The 19361-nt window shown below is 46.4% G+C and carries 16 protein-coding genes and 2 tRNA genes; all 18 read left to right on the plus strand.

What is annotated here, in order from left to right:
- The first annotated feature begins 15 nt into the window (after positions 1 to 15).
- The gene (gene mfd, locus U2H13_RS00340; protein ID WP_376700616.1) at positions 16 to 3549 is read left to right on the plus strand and encodes a transcription-repair coupling factor; all 3534 of its coding nucleotides are present in this window, start codon (positions 16 to 18) and stop codon (positions 3547 to 3549) included.
- Positions 3550 to 3685: 136 nt separating this feature from the next.
- Entirely contained in the window at positions 3686 to 4222 is a 537-nt protein-coding gene (spoVT, locus tag U2H13_RS00345; protein WP_004264646.1) for a stage V sporulation protein T, read from the plus strand.
- 168 nt (positions 4223 to 4390) lie between these two features.
- Positions 4391 to 5971: a polysaccharide biosynthesis protein gene (locus U2H13_RS00350; RefSeq protein ID WP_095061660.1), complete on the plus strand. Its 1581-nt coding sequence runs from the start codon at positions 4391 to 4393 to the stop codon at positions 5969 to 5971.
- Entirely contained in the window at positions 5961 to 7436 is a 1476-nt protein-coding gene (gene mazG, locus U2H13_RS00355) for a nucleoside triphosphate pyrophosphohydrolase (protein WP_100261563.1), read from the plus strand. The genes U2H13_RS00350 and mazG overlap by 11 nt, the downstream gene beginning before the upstream one ends.
- 1 nt (position 7437) lies before the next feature.
- Positions 7438 to 7698 (plus strand): RNA-binding S4 domain-containing protein, encoded by a 261-nt coding sequence (locus U2H13_RS00360; protein ID WP_007409934.1) that lies wholly within the window; start codon positions 7438 to 7440, stop codon positions 7696 to 7698.
- A gap of 78 nt (positions 7699 to 7776) precedes the next feature.
- Positions 7777 to 8079 (plus strand): sporulation protein YabP, encoded by a 303-nt coding sequence (gene yabP / locus U2H13_RS00365; RefSeq protein ID WP_004264638.1) that lies wholly within the window; start codon positions 7777 to 7779, stop codon positions 8077 to 8079.
- Positions 8076 to 8711: a spore cortex biosynthesis protein YabQ gene (yabQ, locus tag U2H13_RS00370; RefSeq protein ID WP_014416729.1), complete on the plus strand. Its 636-nt coding sequence runs from the start codon at positions 8076 to 8078 to the stop codon at positions 8709 to 8711. Before yabP ends, yabQ begins: the two co-directional genes overlap by 4 nt.
- Positions 8712 to 8728: 17 nt before the next feature.
- On the plus strand, positions 8729 to 9106 hold the full coding sequence (gene divIC, locus U2H13_RS00375) for a cell division protein DivIC (protein ID WP_014416730.1): 378 nt from the start codon (positions 8729 to 8731) through the stop codon (positions 9104 to 9106).
- Positions 9107 to 9186: 80 nt separating this feature from the next.
- Positions 9187 to 9573: a S1 domain-containing RNA-binding protein gene (locus U2H13_RS00380; protein ID WP_004264630.1), complete on the plus strand. Its 387-nt coding sequence runs from the start codon at positions 9187 to 9189 to the stop codon at positions 9571 to 9573.
- A gap of 157 nt (positions 9574 to 9730) precedes the next feature.
- Positions 9731 to 9807: transfer RNA gene (locus U2H13_RS00385), tRNA-Met, on the plus strand.
- Positions 9808 to 9816: 9 nt separating this feature from the next.
- A tRNA-Glu gene (locus U2H13_RS00390) sits at positions 9817 to 9888 on the plus strand.
- Positions 9889 to 10097: 209 nt separating this feature from the next.
- The gene (gene spoIIE, locus U2H13_RS00395) at positions 10098 to 12587 is read left to right on the plus strand and encodes a stage II sporulation protein E (RefSeq protein WP_121984734.1); all 2490 of its coding nucleotides are present in this window, start codon (positions 10098 to 10100) and stop codon (positions 12585 to 12587) included.
- Positions 12588 to 12654: 67 nt separating this feature from the next.
- Complete coding sequence (locus U2H13_RS00400) at positions 12655 to 13392, plus strand: VWA domain-containing protein (RefSeq protein ID WP_004264624.1); 738 nt, start codon at positions 12655 to 12657, stop codon at positions 13390 to 13392.
- Entirely contained in the window at positions 13358 to 14359 is a 1002-nt protein-coding gene (locus U2H13_RS00405; RefSeq protein ID WP_014416732.1) for a serine/threonine-protein kinase, read from the plus strand. The genes U2H13_RS00400 and U2H13_RS00405 overlap by 35 nt, the downstream gene beginning before the upstream one ends.
- A 104-nt stretch (positions 14360 to 14463) precedes the next feature.
- Positions 14464 to 15882 (plus strand): tRNA lysidine(34) synthetase TilS, encoded by a 1419-nt coding sequence (gene tilS, locus U2H13_RS00410; RefSeq protein WP_032864032.1) that lies wholly within the window; start codon positions 14464 to 14466, stop codon positions 15880 to 15882.
- Entirely contained in the window at positions 15879 to 16418 is a 540-nt protein-coding gene (gene hpt / locus U2H13_RS00415) for a hypoxanthine phosphoribosyltransferase (RefSeq protein WP_004264611.1), read from the plus strand. Before tilS ends, hpt begins: the two co-directional genes overlap by 4 nt.
- 97 nt (positions 16419 to 16515) lie before the next feature.
- Entirely contained in the window at positions 16516 to 18435 is a 1920-nt protein-coding gene (gene ftsH / locus U2H13_RS00420) for an ATP-dependent zinc metalloprotease FtsH (RefSeq protein WP_004264608.1), read from the plus strand.
- A 148-nt stretch (positions 18436 to 18583) separates the two neighbouring features.
- On the plus strand, positions 18584 to 19360 hold the full coding sequence (locus U2H13_RS00425) for a type III pantothenate kinase (protein ID WP_007409940.1): 777 nt from the start codon (positions 18584 to 18586) through the stop codon (positions 19358 to 19360).
- The last annotated feature ends 1 nt before the right edge of the window (position 19361 follow it).

The raw sequence follows: 19361 nt of genomic DNA on the forward strand, positions 1-19361 counted from the left end.
GAGAGGAGGGCCCATATGGACAACATTCAAACCTTTATTAAAGAAAGCGATGATTTTAAATCCATTGTCAACGGTTTACATGAGGGGCTGAAGGAACAGCTGCTTGCGGGTCTGTCAGGTTCCGCGCGTTCTGTTTTTACCTCCGCCCTTGCACAGGAAACGAAAAGGCCGATTTTCTTTATCACCCATAATTTATATCAGGCCCAAAAAGTGACGGAAGATCTGACGGCGATTCTCGGGGATCAATCTGTTTTTTTATACCCCGTAAATGAATTGATTTCTTCAGAAATTGCGGTAGCGAGCCCTGAACTGCGCGCTCAGCGGCTTGATGTCATTAATAGATTAACAAACGGAGAAGCGCCGGTCGTTGTGGCGCCCGTTGCGGCAGTGAGAAGAATGCTTCCGCCGAAGGAGCTGTGGAAAAGCAGCCAGCTCGTCATTTCACTCGGAGACGAAATAGAACCGGATCAGCTGTCCGCGCGCCTTGTAGAGGTGGGGTATGAGCGTTCCGATATGGTTTCTGCACCCGGTGAATTCAGTATTCGCGGCGGAATTATCGACATTTATCCGCTGACGTCGGAGCATCCGGTGCGAATTGAACTGTTTGATACGGAGGTCGATTCCATCAGAAGCTTCAATTCTGATGACCAGAGATCAATTGAGACGCTCAAACATGTGGCGATAGGACCGGCGAAGGAATTGATCATCAGGGCGGAAGAAAAAGCCCGTGCGATGGAAAGGCTCGATAAAGGGCTTGCCGACAGTCTGAAAAAGCTGAAGCAGGACAAACAAAAGGAAATGCTTCATATCAATATCTCACATGATAAAGAACGGTTATCAACGGGACAGACTGATCAGGAACTTGTGAAGTATCTCTCGTACTTTTACGAAAAGCCTGCTAGTTTGCTAGATTATACACCGGCAGACACGTTGTTACTGTTAGACGAGGTCAGCCGCATTCATGAAATGGAGGATCAGCTGCAAAAAGAAGAGGCCGAATTTACGACAAGTCTGCTCGAGGAAGGGAAAATTCTGCACGACATTCATTTATCCTTCAGCTTTCAGGAGCTTATGAGCGAAAAGCGGCGCCCGGCTATTTATTATTCATTATTTTTGCGTCATGTCCAGCATACAAGCCCTCAGAATATCGTGAATGTGACAAGCAGGCAGATGCAGAGTTTTCACGGGCAGATGAATGTGCTTGCAGGTGAAATGGAGCGCTTTAAGAAATCAAACTTCACCGTCGTCTTTTTAGGCGCGAATAAGGACAGAACCGACAGATTGGCATCCGTGCTGGCTGATTACGAAATTGAAGCCGCAAAAACGGACAGCTCCAAAGCGCTTGTGCAAGGACAGGTCTATGTCATGGAAGGCGAGCTGCAATCCGGTTTTGAACTGCCGCTGATGAAGCTGGCCGTCATTACGGAGGAAGAGCTGTTCAAAAACCGAATTAAGAAAAAGCCGAGAAAGCAGAAGCTGACAAATGCCGAACGGATCAAAAGCTATTCCGAGCTTCAGGTCGGTGACTATGTCGTCCACGTCAACCACGGGATCGGTAAGTATTTGGGGATCGAAACACTAGAAATCAAAGGCATTCATAAAGATTACCTCAACATTCATTATCAGGGCAGCGATAAGCTGTACGTCCCTGTAGAACAAATCGACCAGGTGCAGAAGTACGTCGGCTCTGAAGGAAAAGAACCGAAGCTTTATAAACTGGGCGGCAGTGAATGGAAACGGGTGAAGAAAAAAGTTGAAAACTCCGTTCAGGATATTGCCGATGATCTGATTAAGCTTTATGCGGAACGGGAAGCAAGCAAAGGCTATGCGTTCTCGCCGGATCATGAAATGCAGCGGCAGTTCGAATCTGCTTTCCCTTATCAGGAAACAGAGGACCAGCTCCGTTCCATTCAGGAGATTAAAAAGGACATGGAAAGAGAGCGCCCGATGGACCGTTTGCTTTGCGGTGATGTCGGTTACGGGAAGACGGAGGTAGCCATCCGAGCGGCTTTTAAAGCGATCGCAGACGGAAAGCAGGTCGCGCTTCTTGTGCCGACGACAATACTCGCGCAGCAGCATTATGAAACCATTATGGAGCGTTTTCAGGACTATCCGATTAACATCGGTCTTCTCAGCCGATTCAGAACGAGAAAAGAATCCAATGAAACGATTAAAGGCCTGAAAAACGGAACGGTAGACATCGTAATCGGAACCCACAGGCTCTTATCTAAAGACGTCGTCTATAAAGATCTCGGCTTGCTCATCATTGATGAAGAGCAGCGCTTTGGCGTAACGCATAAGGAAAAAATCAAACAGATCAAAGCCAATGTCGATGTGCTGACTCTTACAGCGACGCCGATACCGCGTACGCTTCATATGTCCATGCTCGGTGTGCGGGACTTATCTGTTATTGAAACGCCGCCGGAAAACCGTTTCCCTGTTCAGACATATGTCGTGGAATACAATGGCGCGCTTGTGCGGGAAGCCATCGAAAGAGAACTGGCGCGCGGAGGACAGGTATATTTCTTGTACAACCGCGTGGATGACATCGAGCGGAAGGCTGATGAAATTTCCATGCTTGTTCCCGATGCGAAAGTGGCATATGCCCACGGAAAAATGACTGAAAATGAATTGGAAAGCGTCATGCTCAATTTTCTGGAAGGGGAATCAGACGTCCTTGTCAGCACGACTATTATTGAGACAGGCGTAGATATACCGAATGTCAATACCTTGATTGTGTTCGACGGAGACAAAATGGGGCTGTCTCAGCTGTATCAGCTGAGAGGACGGGTCGGCCGTTCCAACCGCGTCGCTTACGCGTATTTTACGTACCGCAGAGACAAAGTGCTCACTGAGGTGGCGGAAAAACGGCTGCAGGCGATTAAAGAATTTACCGAGCTGGGATCTGGCTTTAAAATCGCCATGCGTGACTTGACGATCAGGGGAGCGGGGAACCTTCTCGGCGCCCAGCAGCACGGCTTTATTGACTCAGTCGGTTTTGACCTGTACTCGCAAATGCTCAAGGAAGCGATTGAAGAGCGGAAAGGCGATATTCCGAAAAGCGAACAGTTTGAGACAGAAATCGATATCGAGCTAGACGCGTATATTCCTGAAAACTATATACAAGACGGCAAGCAAAAAATCGACATGTACAAACGCTTCCGGTCGATCGCCACAATTGAGGAGAAAAATGAGCTTCAAGATGAAATCATCGACAGGTTCGGCAGCTACCCTAAAGAGGTTGAATGGCTGTTTACGGTTGCTGAGATGAAGGTATACGGAAAATATGAACGCGTCGAACTCATCAAGCAGGATAAAGACGCGATCAGATTTACCATTTCTGAAGAGGCCAGCGCACAGATTGACGGCCAGAAATTGTTCGAACTCGGCAATAAATACGGCCGGCAGATCGGACTGGGAATGGAAGGGAAAAAGCTGAAAATCTCAGTACAGACGAAAGGCCGCAAAACGGAAGAGTGGCTGGAGACCGTGCTCGGCATGCTGAAAGGCCTTCAGGATGTGAAGAAAGAAACAATCGCGTCTTCATAAAAATTGTTACTCTCTGGTGTATATTACATTTGATGTGACGGATACTAATTTCAAGCGAGTGGCGGAAGCTACATAAAGTAAAGAGCTTTAGTACTTTCCCTTAAATATCATCACATGAAAGAGAGGCACCAGAGAGATGAAAGCTACAGGTATCGTACGTCGTATTGATGATCTAGGACGGGTCGTCATTCCTAAAGAAATTCGGAGAACACTGCGAATCAGGGAAGGAGACCCGCTTGAAATATTCGTTGACCGCGACGGAGAAGTTATATTGAAAAAATATTCTCCTATCAGTGAGCTTGGCGATTTTGCGAAGGAATATGCAGATGCTTTGTATGACAGTCTCGGCCATTCCGTTTTGATTTGCGACCGTGACGCGTATATTGCCGTTTCAGGCAGTTCGAAAAAAGAATTTCTGAACAAAGCCATCAGCGATTTGCTCGAAAAAACGATGGATCAGCGCAGCTCAGTGGTAGAAAACGACGTGAAGTCCGCGCAGCTTGTTAATGACATTGATGAAGATATGAGCTCCTATACAATAGCCCCGATCGTGGCAAATGGCGATCCTATCGGCGCCGTGGTCATCTTTTCCAAGGAACAGGCGCTTGGAGAAGTAGAACATAAAGCGGTAGAAACGGCAGCCAGTTTTTTGGCGAGACAAATGGAGCAGTAGGTCTTATTACCATTATTGAAATAAGAAAACGGAGAAAGAGCAGCTCTTATACAAGTGCTGTTCTTTTTCATATTCATATGTGCTCTCTATCGGTTCGGCCGTTAGGATTGTGATATAATAAGCTCGTTTTATAGACGTAATTTTCTAGCGGCTGGAAGGAGCTTTTGGATGAACGATTCAGTTGGCGCCAAGCGGCAATCGGCATGGAAAGGTGCTTTTGTGCTCGTCGTTGCGGGCATCGTGACGAAGATATTAAGCGCCGTGTACAGGGTTCCTTTTCAGAATATTGTCGGTGACGTCGGATTTTACATTTATCAGCAGGTGTACCCGTTTTTAGGGATCGCGGTCATGCTGTCAACATCCGGTTTTCCGGTAATCATCTCTAAATTAATGAACGATTATAGCGATCATAAACAAAAAATAATGAAAATTTCCGCCCTTTATGTCACGGCGGCCGGACTTGTTCTGTTTGCGCTCATGTATGCCGGCGCGGCGCCGTTAGCCGGTTTTATGGGTGACGCCCGCCTTGTGATGCTGATAAGGGTCGCGGCGTTCGCTTTCATACTGTTTCCGTTTACGGCGGTTTTCAGGGGGTATTTCCAAGGCGTGCATGATATGATGCCGTCAGCCTTATCCCAGATTACGGAACAGCTTCTTCGCGTGGCGGTGCTTCTCGGTTTATCCTTCTGGCTTTTGAAAAACGGCCGCTCATTATACGCGGCAGGTGCGGGGGCGGCCTCGGGATCAATTGCCGGAAGCTTGGCGGCCCTTTGTGTATTGGCTGTTTTCTGGTATAAGCGGGAAGAAACAAAGAAGGACGGCGGACATATCGAAACGGCCGTCATTATAAAAAAGCTGCTGCTTTATTCAGTCACCATCTGTATCAGCAGTGTACTTATGCTTTTGCTTCAGCTTGTAGACGCCTTAAACTTATATTCACTGCTTTCAGACGGGACGGAGAGCCATGCCGCGAAACAGCTGAAAGGCATATATGACCGCGGACAGCCGCTCCTTCAGCTGGGAACCGTGTTTGCCGTCAGTATCGCCGCGTCATTGGTTCCTTCAATTTCAAAAGCGGTGCATGAGAATAAGCCGTTTATCATAAAAGAGAAAGCGACATCAGCCGTCAAGCTCTGCCTTGCGGTAGGGATCGGTGCATCAGCCGGGCTTTTTTGCATTTTAGAGCCGGTGAATATCATGCTTTTCCAAAACAGTGAGGGGACGCAGACCTTACAAATATTCAGCTTATCTATCTTTTTTGCCTCGATTGCGCTTACGGCAGCCGCGATTCTGCAAGGAGCGGGACATACCGTTTTCCCCGCCGTATCCGTTTTGGCGGGAGGGGCGCTGAAATGGGTGCTGAATGTTTGGCTGGTCCCCGGCTGGGGTATTACAGGAGCGGCACTGGCGACCGTCTTGGCATTTGCCGCAGTTGCGTGCCTGAATCTCCGGAGAATTTGGTCGAAGGGCTGGCTGACGAATATCGGCGGCGTGATTGCCCGTCTATGCTGGTGCAGCCTGCTGATGGTCTTCTTTCTGCTCGTATATATGAAGCTTTGGCAGTTATTTGTTCCTGTCAGCAGGGCCGGAGCTGTATGTGAGAGTCTGTCTGCGTCAGTCATCGGAGGACTATTGTTTATTTATTGTATGATAAGAATGAAGATTTTCACGGACGAAGAGCTGAGCGGCCTTCCTTTCGGCAGTGCTTTAAGCAAATTGAAAAAGAGGAGAGAAAAACATGGCAGGTAACATTACGGTCGTCGGCCTCGGCGCCGGAGACATGGATCAATTGACAGTGGGCGTACATAAGCTGCTGACTCAGGCGAAGCATTTATATATAAGAACGAAAGACCACCCTTTGATTTCGGAATTAGAGCAAGAGACGGAAGCGGACATCCGGTATTTTGATGATATTTATGAAAAACATGATCAGTTTGAAGCGGTCTATGAAGAGATCGCGGACATTCTGTTTGAAAAAGCGAAGCAAGAGGATGTCGTCTACGCTGTGCCCGGGCATCCGTTTGTCGCTGAGAAAACCGTTCAGCTGTTATTTGAACGCTGGGAAGAACAACAGATAGCTGTTCATACTGCCGGAGGGCAAAGCTTTCTGGATGCCACTTTTAATGCTTTGCGAATTGATCCGATTGAAGGGTTTCAATTTACGGATGCGCAAACAATGACGCCGGATGAGCTCGAACTCCGCCATCACCTGATCATTTGCCAGGTTTATGACCAGATGACGGCCTCTGAGGTAAAGCTGACGCTTATGGAGAAATTGCCTGACGACTATGAAGTGGTCATCGTCACGGCAGCCGGAAGCAAGGGAGAAAAGATGACCAAGGTGCCTTTGTTTGAACTTGACCGCAATGTAGAAATAAATAACTTAACAAGCGTGTATGTTCCGCCGATTAAAAAAGAAGAACTCCTTTACCAGGAATTTTCTGCGTTCCGAAGTATTATTCGCGAGCTTCGCGGGCCGAACGGCTGTCCGTGGGATCAAAAGCAGACACACCAGTCATTAAAGAAATATATGATTGAGGAATGCTACGAACTGCTTGAGGCCATTGACGAAGAGGACACGGATCACATGATAGAAGAACTCGGGGACGTCATGCTTCAGGTTATGCTGCACGCCCAGATCGGAGAAGACGAGGGGTATTTCTCAATTGATGATGTCATCAGAGACATCAGTGCGAAGATGGTCAGACGGCACCCGCACGTGTTTAAGGATGTTAAGGTTCAGGATGAACATGATGTCGTCGCCAACTGGGAAGAAATCAAAAAGACGGAAAAGCAAACAACATCCTCTTCATTGCTGGATGCCGTGCCGAAAACACTGCCTTCTCTTGCAAAAGCGGCCAAGCTTCAGAAAAAAGCCGCAAAAACCGGCTTTGACTGGGATGACGTTCAGGATATATGGGATAAAGTAAATGAAGAGCTAAAGGAATTTTCTGCAGAGGCTTCCGCCGAATCAGCAGATGAAATCAGCTTAAAAGCTGAATTCGGCGATGTTTTATTTGCATTGGTCAATATCGGCCGATACTATAAAATTGAGCCTGAGGAAGCGCTCGCCATGACAAATGACAAATTCCGCAGACGCTTTGCTTATATTGAGAAAGAAGCGGCAGCAAAGGGACTTGAATTGACCGCAATGTCACTTGAAGAAATGGACAAATTGTGGGATGAAGCAAAAGAAATGGAGAGGAGATTCTGATATGAGACTTGATAAGTTTTTAAAAGTATCCAGATTAATTAAACGCCGCACATTGGCGAAAGAGGTCGCCGATCAAGGGAGAATCACCGTTAACGGGAATCAGGCGAAAGCCAGCTCAGACGTAAAAGCCGGTGATGAACTGACGGTCCGCTTCGGCCAGAAGCTTGTCACCGTGAAGGTAAACGAATTGAAAGAAACAACGAAAAAAGAAGAAGCCGCGGGCATGTATACAATCGTCAAAGAAGAAAAACTCGGCGAATAGGCTTGTTCTAAACAAGGCTCCCGCCTCATACAATGCAGTAATAATGCTAAAAGTATCGAGGATATGGGGGCTGAATAGATGAATTCATATTATGAGCAAAAAGGTTCTTCTTCTGTTCCGGAACAGCATGATGTAACGATGAAAGGGAGAAAGCATTTAGACATTTCGGGCGTCAAGCATGTGGAAAGTTTTGACAACGAAGAGTTTTTGCTGGAAACAGTTATGGGAATGCTTTCCGTCAGAGGCGAGAACCTGCAGATGAAAAATCTTGATGTGGAAAAAGGGATTGTATCTATAAAAGGCAGGGTGTTTGACCTTGTATATTTAGACGAGCAGCAAGGGGATAAAGCTAAAGGGTTTTTTAGCAAGTTGTTTAAATGACACTGACGACCCAATTTTATACGATGCTGGCAATGACCGGTATGGGCGCCTGGCTCGGAGCGTCGCTTGATACATACAGGCTGTTTGTCAGCCGCGCCAAAACGGCCAGATGGCTGTTATTCATTCATGACATTCTCTTTTGGATTGTACAAGGTCTGATGTTTTTCTATGTGCTGCTCAACGTGAATGAAGGAGAACTCAGGGTATACATTTTCTTGGCTGTCTTACTGGGTATTGCGACGTACCAAAGCCTGTTTAAACGAATGTATATAAAAATACTGAAATTTGCCATTCATCTTGCGGTGTCTCTTTACCAATTCGCAAAAAAGCTCATTCAGCACGTGCTGTTCCGTCCGGTGCTTCTGCTCTTTAAGCTGCTCATCGGGCTGATCACGGTTATTTCTTTATACTCCTATCGGGTGAGTGCCTTTTTTGCGAAGTGTCTTTTTAAGATCGTAGCTTTTTTGCTGTATCCGCTGTTCTTCCTGTTGAAACAATTATTGAAACTTCTTCCTGAAAAATGGCGTCTTACTTTCAAACGATATTTTCAAAAAAGTGCAGGATTTTCACAAAAGAGCAAGAAACTAATCATAACAATCAGATCGACCATGATACGTATTTTGAAAAGGTGAAAGGAGGACCGTCTGGTTTGAATCTATCTAGAGAACGTACAATAACTGAAATTCAAAACGACTATAAAGAGCAGGTTGAACGGCAATCCCAGCTTATGAAAAGAAGGCGGAAAGGGCTTTTCAGACGGTTGATCGTATTCGGCGCCCTTGTGTTGTTGACGGCTATTGTCTTAGCGGGTTCTCTGTGGTCACAGACCTCTTCCCTTAGCGCAAACGAAGAAAAGAAAGCTCAGCTGGAAAAACAAGTGAAAAAATTGAACGCGAAACAGGCTGATTTAAAAGATGAAATTTCCAAATTAAAGGATGAGGATTACGTCACAGAGCTTGCCAGAAGAGACTTGTTTATGTCAGGAAATGGTGAGATTCTCTTTAATGTAGAGAAGAAGAGCAAGTAGCCTTGTTGACACTTAAATTTTTATTTAGGTATAATTAAACAAACGATCTTTTTATAAGCCTAAGGAGGAGCACTTTTTTTATGTCGATTGAAGTTGGCAGCAAGTTGCAAGGGAAAATAACAGGTATTACAAATTTCGGAGCATTTGTTGAATTGCCTGGAGGCTCAACCGGTCTCGTTCATATCAGTGAGGTAGCCGATAATTATGTAAAAGACATTAACGAGCATTTAAAAGTCGGCGATCAAGTTGAAGTGAAAGTCATCAACGTTGAAAAAGACGGGAAAATTGGTTTATCAATTAAAAAAGCTAAAGACCGTCCGCAAGCCAGACCTAGAAATGATTTCCGTCCGAAAGAATCTTTTGAACAGAAAATGAACAAGTTTCTTAAAGATAGCGAAGACCGCTTATCATCTTTAAAACGAAACACGGAATCAAAACGTGGAGGGCGCGGAGCAAGAAGAGGATAACTTGCTGCTTTCTATAAATACATGGAGCATCCGTCTATCCCAGCGGGTGCTTTTTTTGTATGCGTCCGTATAGTCAGAAAATTAAAACTTTAAAGTTTCTGTTGACGAGATGAAGAAACCTTTGTATTATATAACTTGTGCTTATAAGCACCTATATGGCGGTGTAGCTCAGCTGGCTAGAGCGTACGGTTCATACCCGTGAGGTCGGGGGTTCGATCCCCTCCGCCGCTACCATATATATCCGGCCCGTTGGTCAAGCGGTTAAGACACCGCCCTTTCACGGCGGTAACACGGGTTCGAATCCCGTACGGGTCATCAAGCGAATCGGCTTCTGTTGCAGAAGCCGATTTTTTCATATTTAGACAACTTTTTGAGAAATGTCGGAGGAAATACGAAAGGAAAGGGGAACAAGGGAGAAAGCGTCGAAGAGTTCTTTGGAATTGTTACCTTCTTTTGACAAAATCCTATCTGTGCTTTCATTTATAATGACAAGCAACGAATAAAACAGGTGGGGGATGAGAGCAATGGAAAAAGCGGAAAGAAGAGTGAACGGGCCGATGGCGGGACAAGCTCTGGAAAAACTGCAATCGTTTTTTGAAAAGGCGGCAAAGCTTACAGTCCATCAAGCGCATTCACTTTTTTTCTATAAGGGTTTCATTTATGTCGTGATCGGTTTTTTACTTGGACGGGCTTTCATATTATCTGAGGTTCTTCCGTTTGCGCTGCCGTTTTTCGGAGCGATGCTGTTGATCAGAAGAGATAAAGCCTTCTATGCTTGTCTGTCTTTACTTGCGGGCGCTTTAACCATTTCGCCGAAACACTCTTTATTGATTCTCACAGCTTTGGCCGTCTTCACTCTATTTTCAAAAATCGGTACATATATCGTGCAGGACCGGGTGAAGATGCTGCCGATCGTGGTGTTTTTCTCTATGGCTGCCGCGAGAATCGGATTTGTTTATTTTGAAAGCGGCGCTTTTACCACCTATGATTATGTGATGGCTGTTGTCGAGGCGGGCCTGGCCTTTATTTTGACGCTGATCTTTTTACAAAGCCTGCCGATCTTCACGATCAAAAAAGTGAAGCAATCGTTAAAAATAGAAGAAATCATCTGTTTTATGATCTTGATCGCATCCGTTTTAACCGGGCTTGCCGGTGTTTCATTTCAGGGAATGCAGGCTGAACATATCCTGGCCCGCTATGTCGTGCTGAGTTTTTCCTTTGTCGGCGGGGCAAGCATCGGCTGTACGGTCGGTGTTGTGACCGGACTGATCCTCGGGCTTGCGAATATCGGGAATCTCTATCAAATGAGTCTGCTTGCGTTTTCCGGGCTTCTTGGCGGGCTGCTGAAAGAAGGAAAGAAAGCCGGCGCCGCAGTCGGATTAGTGATCGGCTCACTGCTGATTTCATTATATGGAGAAGGATCTGCCGGATTAATGACCACTCTTTATGAATCTTTGATTGCCGTTGTTTTGTTTTTGATTACGCCCCAATCGATTACGAAAAAGGTGGCGCGATACATACCGGGCACTGCTGAGCACAGTCAGGAACAGCAGCAGTACGCAAGGAAAATCAGAGATGTCACCGCCCAGAAAGTAGACCAGTTCTCCAATGTGTTTCATGCCTTGTCGGAGAGCTTCGCCACCTTTCATCAGACGTCTTCTGATGAGCAGGCGGAAGAAGGGGAAGTGGATCTCTTTTTAAGCAAAATCACCGAGCATTCCTGCCAATCCTGCTATAAGAAAAGCAAATGCTGGGTTCAAAACTTTGATAAAACATATGACTTAATGAAACAGGTTATGCATGAAACAGAAGAAAAACAGTATGCCTCAAACCGCAGATTAAAAAAGGAGTTTCAACAACACTGCTCCAAATCCAGACAGGTGGAAGAGCTGATTGAGGACGAACTTGCCCACCATCACGCCCATCTGACACTGAAGAGAAAAGTTCAGGACAGCAGAAGGCTTGTTGCCGAGCAGCTGTTGGGGGTTTCTGAGGTCATGGCGGACTTTTCTCGGGAAATAAAACGGGAGAGGGAGCAGCATTTTATTCAAGAAGAACAAATGATAGAGGCGCTTCAGCATTTCGGAATCGAGATTCAGCATGTCGAGATATACAGCTTGGAGCAGGGCAATATTGATATCGAAATGACAATCCCGTTCAGCGGAGGACACGGCGAGAGTGAGAAAATTATCGCCCCGATGCTGTCTGACATTCTTGAGGAGCAGATACTTGTCAAAAGCGAACAGCACTCGACTCATCCGAATGGCTACAGCCATGTCGCGTTCGGTTCGACCAAGTCGTACCGGGTATCGACAGGCGCGGCTCATGCGGCAAAAGGCGGCGGCCTTGTCTCCGGCGACAGCTACAGCATGATGGAACTGGGGGCGAGAAAGTATGCGGCCGCGATCAGTGACGGCATGGGCAATGGGGCGAGGGCCCATTATGAGAGCAATGAAACGATTAAGCTGCTCGAAAAAATTCTCGAATCAGGTATTGATGAAAAAATAGCGATCAAAACGATCAACAGTATTCTGTCTTTACGGACGACAGACGAAATCTACTCAACTCTCGATCTTTCTATCATTGATCTTCAGGATGCAAGCTGCAAATTCTTGAAGGTCGGTTCAACGCCGAGTTTTATCAAGCGGGGAGATCAAGTCATGAAAGTGCAGGCCAGCAATCTGCCGATCGGCATCATCAATGAATTTGATGTAGAGGTTGTAAGTGAACAGTTAAAAGCGGGAGATCTGCTCGTCATGATGAGTGACGGTATTTTTGAAGGGCCGAAGCACGTTGAAAACCACGACCTGTGGATGAAACGGAAAATGAAAGGGCTGAAAACCGAAGATCCGCAGGAAATCGCTGATATATTAATGGAAGAGGTCATCAGAACGCGTTCCGGCCAAATCGAAGACGATATGACGGTGGTTGTTGTCCGGATTGATCACAACACGCCGAAATGGGCTTCCATCCCGGTGCCGGCGGTTTTCCTAAATAAAAAGGAGATTTCTTAATCCTTTCGTATAAATCACTTTCCTTCTGGCGAAGATGGGACTAATCGTATCACCGGGAGGAATGTATGTGAATAAGGGACATTTAAATCAAGTTCTGCTGATTACAGATGGCTGCTCCAATCATGGTGAAGACCCGATCGCAATGGCGGCTTTCGCCAAGGAGCAGGGGATTACGGTGAATGTTATAGGAATTATGGAAGAAAATGCGATTGACCAAGAGGCAATGAAGGAAGTTGAAGGCATCGCCATGGCCGGAGGCGGCGTCCATCAAGTTGTGTATGCGTCACAATTGTCTCAGACGGTTCAAATGGTGACGAAAAAAGCAATGACCCAGACGCTGCAAGGCGTCGTCAATCAAGAGCTTAAACAAATTTTAGGAAAAAACGTTGAAATGGAAGAGCTTTCTCCTGAAAAACGCGGCGAAGTGATGGAAGTTGTTGATGAACTCGGCGAAACGGTTCATCTGCAAGTGCTTGTGCTGGTTGATACGAGTGCGAGTATGGCGCCGAAACTGCCGACGGTGAAAGAAGCGCTGATCGATCTTTCCATCAGTTTAAATTCCCGGGCCGGACAAAATGAATTTGCAATGTGTATATTTCCCGGGAAAAGCCAGGAAGTTGAGCTTGTACTGAATTGGACGCCGAAGCTTGAATCCCTTTCTGCACTCTTTGCGAAGCTGTCGACCGGCGGTATCACCCCTACGGGCCCCGCTATCCGGGAAGCGACGCAGCAGTTTGAGAGAATCCGCTCAAGAAGGAGCATGTTGGCAGATGATGAACGACGCTTTAACGAGTTTGGCATGTAGTCTGGCACCGGGGACGGCAATTCAGGGCAAATGGAACGGCAAATCCTACAGATTGCTCAAACAGCTTGGAAAAGGGGCTAACGGTATTGTATATTTGGCAGAAGCATCAGGCGGACAGGTCGCTTTGAAAATAAGCAGCGACAGCATGTCTGTTACCTCTGAAGTGAATGTCTTAAAATCCTTTTCAAAGGCCCGGTCGCAAACGATGGGGCCTTCTTTTTTTGATGCGGACGACGCGTTTATACCGCAGCTGAATAAAAATGTCTCTTTTTACGTGATGGAGTACATAGAAGGGCCGCTTCTTCCGCAATATATCAGCAGTAAGGGAGCGGAGTGGATTCCGGTGCTGATGGTGCAGCTTCTTTCCAGCCTGTCAGTCCTTCATCAGCAAGGGTGGGTTTTTGGCGACCTCAAACCGGACAATCTCATTGTAACCGGGCCACCGGCTGCCATTCGCTGCATTGATGTAGGGGGAACGACAAAACAGGGCCGCGCGATTAAAGAGTATACGGAGTTTTACGACAGGGGCTATTGGGGGTATGGAACAAGAAAAGCAGAACCATCCTATGACCTGTTTGCTGTCGCAATGATCATGATCCACTGTGTCCAGAAGAAAGAGTGCAAAAAGTCAGGACAGCCGAAAGAACAGCTTCGTTCTATCATTGAAGGCCACCCGTTTCTGAATAAGTATAAGAAGGTTCTGTTTTCTGCTTTAAACGGTCAATATCCGTCTGCGGAAGCCATGAAGCATGACATCCTGACGGCGGGCCAGAGCGCCGGGAGCAAAAGGAAAGCCGCCGCCAAGCCTAAGCCGCCGCATTCAAAACCGCGGCAGGGCACTGTATCTCAGACGCGGTATAAACCTAAACAAAAACCCGCAAAGCACAATGGTTTGTTTGAAACAACACTTATTTTAATCAGCGTTCTCGCCCTTTATTTCGCTTACATCGTCTTTTTTCTCATCTAGTGCCGGCCGGACGCCTGCGCTCATGCTTCTTCTTTGCTTGGAGGGAATGAAAGTGATAGGATATGTATATCTTTAAAAAACCTGCTCATTGTGAGGGGGACATTGTGAAAAGCGTGGAAGATTTTTTCAAAACATATCATCTTCAGGCGGAGGGAGAAACGATTATTGCCGGGGTCTCCGGAGGCCCTGATTCAATGGCGCTTCTCAGTATGCTGAATAAGCACTTCGGGCATTCCTCCGTTATCATAGCGGCGCATGTCGACCATCAGTTCAGGGGTCCTGAATCTGAAGAAGATATGAAGTTTGTGCAGTCATATTGCGAGGCTGAACACATCCTCTGTGAAACGGTACAGATTGATGTTTCTGCATACGCAAAGAAGAATAAGCTGAACAAGCAGGCTGCCGCGCGTGATTGCAGATATCAGTTTTTCGAAGATCTGATGACAAAACACCAAGCGAAGTTTTTGGCGCTGGCTCATCACGGCGATGACCAGGTTGAGACAATGCTCATGAGGCTTGCGAAAGGTACGCTCGGGGCAGGGCTTGCGGGAATGCAGCCCGTTCGCGAATTTGCATCCGGCTGGCTGATCAGGCCTTTCCTCTATACGGCAAAGGATGAAATCCTTGAATACTGCCGTCAAGAAGGGCTCAGCTACAGAACGGATGAGAGCAATGCAAAAGACGATTATACAAGAAACAGATTCAGAAAGACCGTGCTTCCTTTTTTAAAACAAGAATCACCTGACGTTCATAAAATGTTTCAAAAGGTGAGTGAAGCACTGACAGAAGACGAACAATACCTGCAGTCATTAACGAAAGAACGAATGAATAAGGTTATTACAAGCAAGTCTGACACATCGGTTGAAGTCAATTCCTCTCAATTGCTTGCCCTTCCGATACCTTTACAAAGAAGAGGAGTTCAACTAATATTAAACTATCTTTATGAAAACGTTCCATCGTCGTTTTCCGCCCGCCACATACAGCAGTTTCTCGAATGGGCGGAAAATGGAAGCGCCTCGGGAGTGCTTGATTTTCCGAAAGGGCTGAAGGTGGTCAAATCATATCAGACATGTTTGTTTACATTTGAACAATGGCAATGTGAAAAGGTTCCCTTTGAGCTGCAGCTGCAAGGAGCGGAAGGCGAGACTGCTGTTCTCCCCAACGGCTTTATGATAGAGGTGGCCGATCAGGCTGACCCTCATATCAAAAATGGGAATGCTGTTTTTATGACAAGCAGAAATAAGGTGCAATTTCCTTTAACAATCCGGACGAGAAAAATCGGCGATCGGATCAAACTTAAAGGGATGAATGGCTCGAAAAAGGTGAAAGATATATTTATTGATCATAAACTGCCTCTGCGGGATCGGGACGAATGGCCGATTGTAACGGATGCGAGCGGTGAAATTATCTGGCTGCCTGGCTTGAAAAAATCCATCTTTGACGATCTTGTGATTTCAAACAGTGACCGCATTGTATTACAATATAGACAGCATGAAAAGTGTAGGGGGCAAGCATTAACATGAAACAGGATATCGAAAAAGTGCTGATCTCAGAAGATGAGATCCAGCAGAAAGTAAAACAGCTTGGAGAACAATTAACAAGCGAGTACAGCGACACGTTTCCGTTGGCAATCGGTGTGTTAAAGGGAGCGCTTCCTTTTATGGCTGATCTTATAAAGCATATTGATACATATTTGGAAATGGACTTCATGGATGTATCAAGCTACGGAAATTCCACGGTTTCTTCCGGAGAAGTCAAAATCATCAAAGATTTGGATACATCTGTAGAAGGCCGGGACATCTTAATCATTGAAGATATTATCGACAGTGGGTTAACCTTGAGCTATCTCGTAGAACTCTTCCGATATCGTAAAGCGAAATCAATTAAGATTGTTACCCTGTTGGATAAACCAAGCGGAAGAAAAGCGGACATTAAAGCAGACTTCGTAGGCTTTGAAGTTCCTGACGCGTTTGTTGTGGGTTACGGACTTGATTATGCCGAACGCTATCGCAATCTGCCTTACATCGGAGTATTAAAACCGGCGATTTATGAAAGCTGATCGGCTGCCTGCTTCCGAGATGGTTATCGGTTGTATTGGAATGATTTTCTATGGTACTATTGAACATAGTTGTGCTTACTGTGGGAGGAGGTAAGGAATGAATCGGGTCTTCCGTAATACCATTTTTTATTTACTTATTTTATTAGTAGTAATCGGGGTTGTGAGTTACTTCCAGACTTCAAACCCGAAAACAGAAAATATGTCGTACAGTACGTTTATCAAGAACCTCGATGAGGGGAAAGTTGATAGCGTATCGGTTCAGCCTGTCAGAGGTGTTTATGAGGTAAAAGGACAGCTGAAAAAATACGACAAAGACCAGTACTTTTTAACACATGTTCCTGAAGGAAAAGGAGCAGACCAGATATTTGATGCAATTAAAAAGACGGACGTAAAAGTTGATCCCGCACAGGAAACAAGCGGGTGGGTGACGTTCTTAACGACGATCATTCCGTTTGTCATCATCTTTATTCTGTTTTTCTTCCTGCTCAATCAGGCTCAGGGCGGCGGCAGCCGTGTCATGAACTTCGGAAAGAGCAAAGCGAAGCTGTATACGGAAGAAAAGAAACGCGTGAAGTTTAAAGATGTAGCCGGCGCGGATGAGGAGAAGCAGGAGCTCGTTGAGGTTGTTGAGTTTCTGAAAGATCCTCGCAAATTCGCCGAGCTTGGCGCCAGAATCCCTAAAGGCGTGCTGTTGGTCGGACCTCCGGGAACCGGTAAGACGCTGCTTGCGAGAGCCTCAGCCGGTGAAGCGGGCGTTCCTTTCTTCAGCATCAGCGGATCTGACTTCGTTGAAATGTTTGTCGGTGTCGGTGCTTCCCGTGTGCGTGATTTATTCGAAAATGCGAAAAAGAATGCGCCTTGTCTGATCTTCATTGATGAGATCGACGCGGTGGGACGTCAGCGCGGCGCAGGTCTTGGCGGCGGGCATGATGAACGCGAACAGACGCTGAACCAGCTGCTTGTAGAGATGGACGGTTTCAGTGCGAATGAAGGAATCATTATTATCGCTGCGACAAACCGTGCGGACATTCTCGACCCTGCATTGCTTCGTCCGGGACGTTTTGACCGTCAGATTACGGTAGACCGTCCGGATGTCATCGGCCGTGAAGCCGTATTACAGGTCCATGCGAGAAACAAACCGCTTGATGAAACGGTGAACTTAAAAGCGATCGCTTCAAGAACACCCGGTTTCTCAGGCGCCGATTTAGAAAACCTTCTTAACGAAGCGGCACTTGTTGCTGCCCGTCAAAACAAGAAGAAAATTGATATGCGCGACATTGATGAAGCGACGGACCGTGTCATTGCGGGCCCTGCGAAGAAGAGCCGCGTCATATCGAAAAAAGAACGCAATATCGTGGCGTACCACGAGGGCGGTCACACCGTTATCGGACTTGTGCTGGATGAAGCCGATATGGTTCATAAAGTAACGATCGTTCCGAGGGGGCAGGCGGGCGGATACGCGGTCATGCTTCCGAGAGAAGACCGTTACTTCCAGACAAAACCTGAACTTCTCGATAAAATTGTCGGTCTTCTGGGCGGACGCGTTGCCGAGGAAATTATCTTCGGCGAAGTCAGCACGGGCGCTCACAATGACTTCCAGCGGGCAACGAACATTGCCAGAAGAATGGTGACAGAGTTCGGTATGTCAGAAAAACTCGGACCGCTTCAGTTCGGTCAATCTCAAGGCGGTCAAGTATTCCTGGGCCGGGATTTCAACAACGAGCAAAACTACAGTGATCAGATCGCTTACGAAATCGATCAGGAAATTCAGCGCATCATTAAAGAATGTTATGAGCGTGCGAAAACCATCCTGACTGAAAATCGCGATAAGCTTGAATTGATTGCTCAGACATTGCTTGATGTGGAAACATTAGATGCGGAACAAATCAAGCATCTCGTGGATCACGGAAAACTCCCTGAGCGCAATTTCTCAGATGACCATCTTCAAAAAGACGATGTGAAAGTAAACATCCTGTCTAAAACAGAAGACGAAAAGAAAGACGAGCCGAAAGAATAGTTCGCTTTCTGATATGAAAACCGCCGGCGTATACCGGCGGTTTTTTTACTGGTTCCGTTTTGTTTACAAAAGAGCCGCAGATCGTGTATGGTATTGTAGAATGTTGAAAATGTTATGATTAGAAACTATTCAAAAGTGGTGATAGAGGTTGTTACTGGTTATAGATGTGGGGAACACCAACACCGTGATTGGTGTATATCATGATGGGGAATTAGAATATCATTGGCGCATAGAAACGAGCAGGCACAAAACAGAAGACGAATTCGGCATGCTGCTCCGCTCCTTATTTGAACATTCCGGACTCATGTTTGAACAGATTGAAGGGATTATCATCTCATCCGTGGTGCCGCCGATTATGTTCTCTTTAGAAAGAATGTGCACAAAATACTTTCACATCGAGCCGCAAGTTGTCGGCCCGGGAATGAAAACAGGTTTAAATATAAAGTATGACAATCCGAAAGAAGTGGGAGCTGACAGGATCGTCAATGCCGTTGCGGCGATCCAGCAGTATGGCGGCCCCTTAATTGTTGTTGATTTCGGAACGGCGACGACGTATTGCTACATTGATGAAAACAAACAATACATGGGCGGCGCGATTGCTCCCGGCATTACGATTTCGACGGAAGCGCTGTACTCACGTGCGGCGAAGCTTCCGAGAATTGAAATTGCCCGTCCGGACAATATCATCGGCAAAAACACGGTAAGCGCCATGCAGTCCGGCATCCTTTTCGGCTATGTCGGACAAGTTGAAGGTATAGTGAAGCGGATGAAATGGCAGGCAACACAGGAACCGAAAGTCATTGCGACAGGCGGGCTTGCGTCATTAATCGCAAACGAATCAGACTGTATTGATATTGTTGACCCGTTTCTCACTCTGAAAGGGCTGGAAATCATTTATGAGCGAAATCGTGTGGGTCACGTATAGG

The organism is Bacillus sp. A1, from assembly GCF_042296235.1.
In the GTDB taxonomy this organism is placed as follows: Bacteria; Bacillota; Bacilli; order Bacillales; family Bacillaceae; genus Bacillus; species Bacillus velezensis.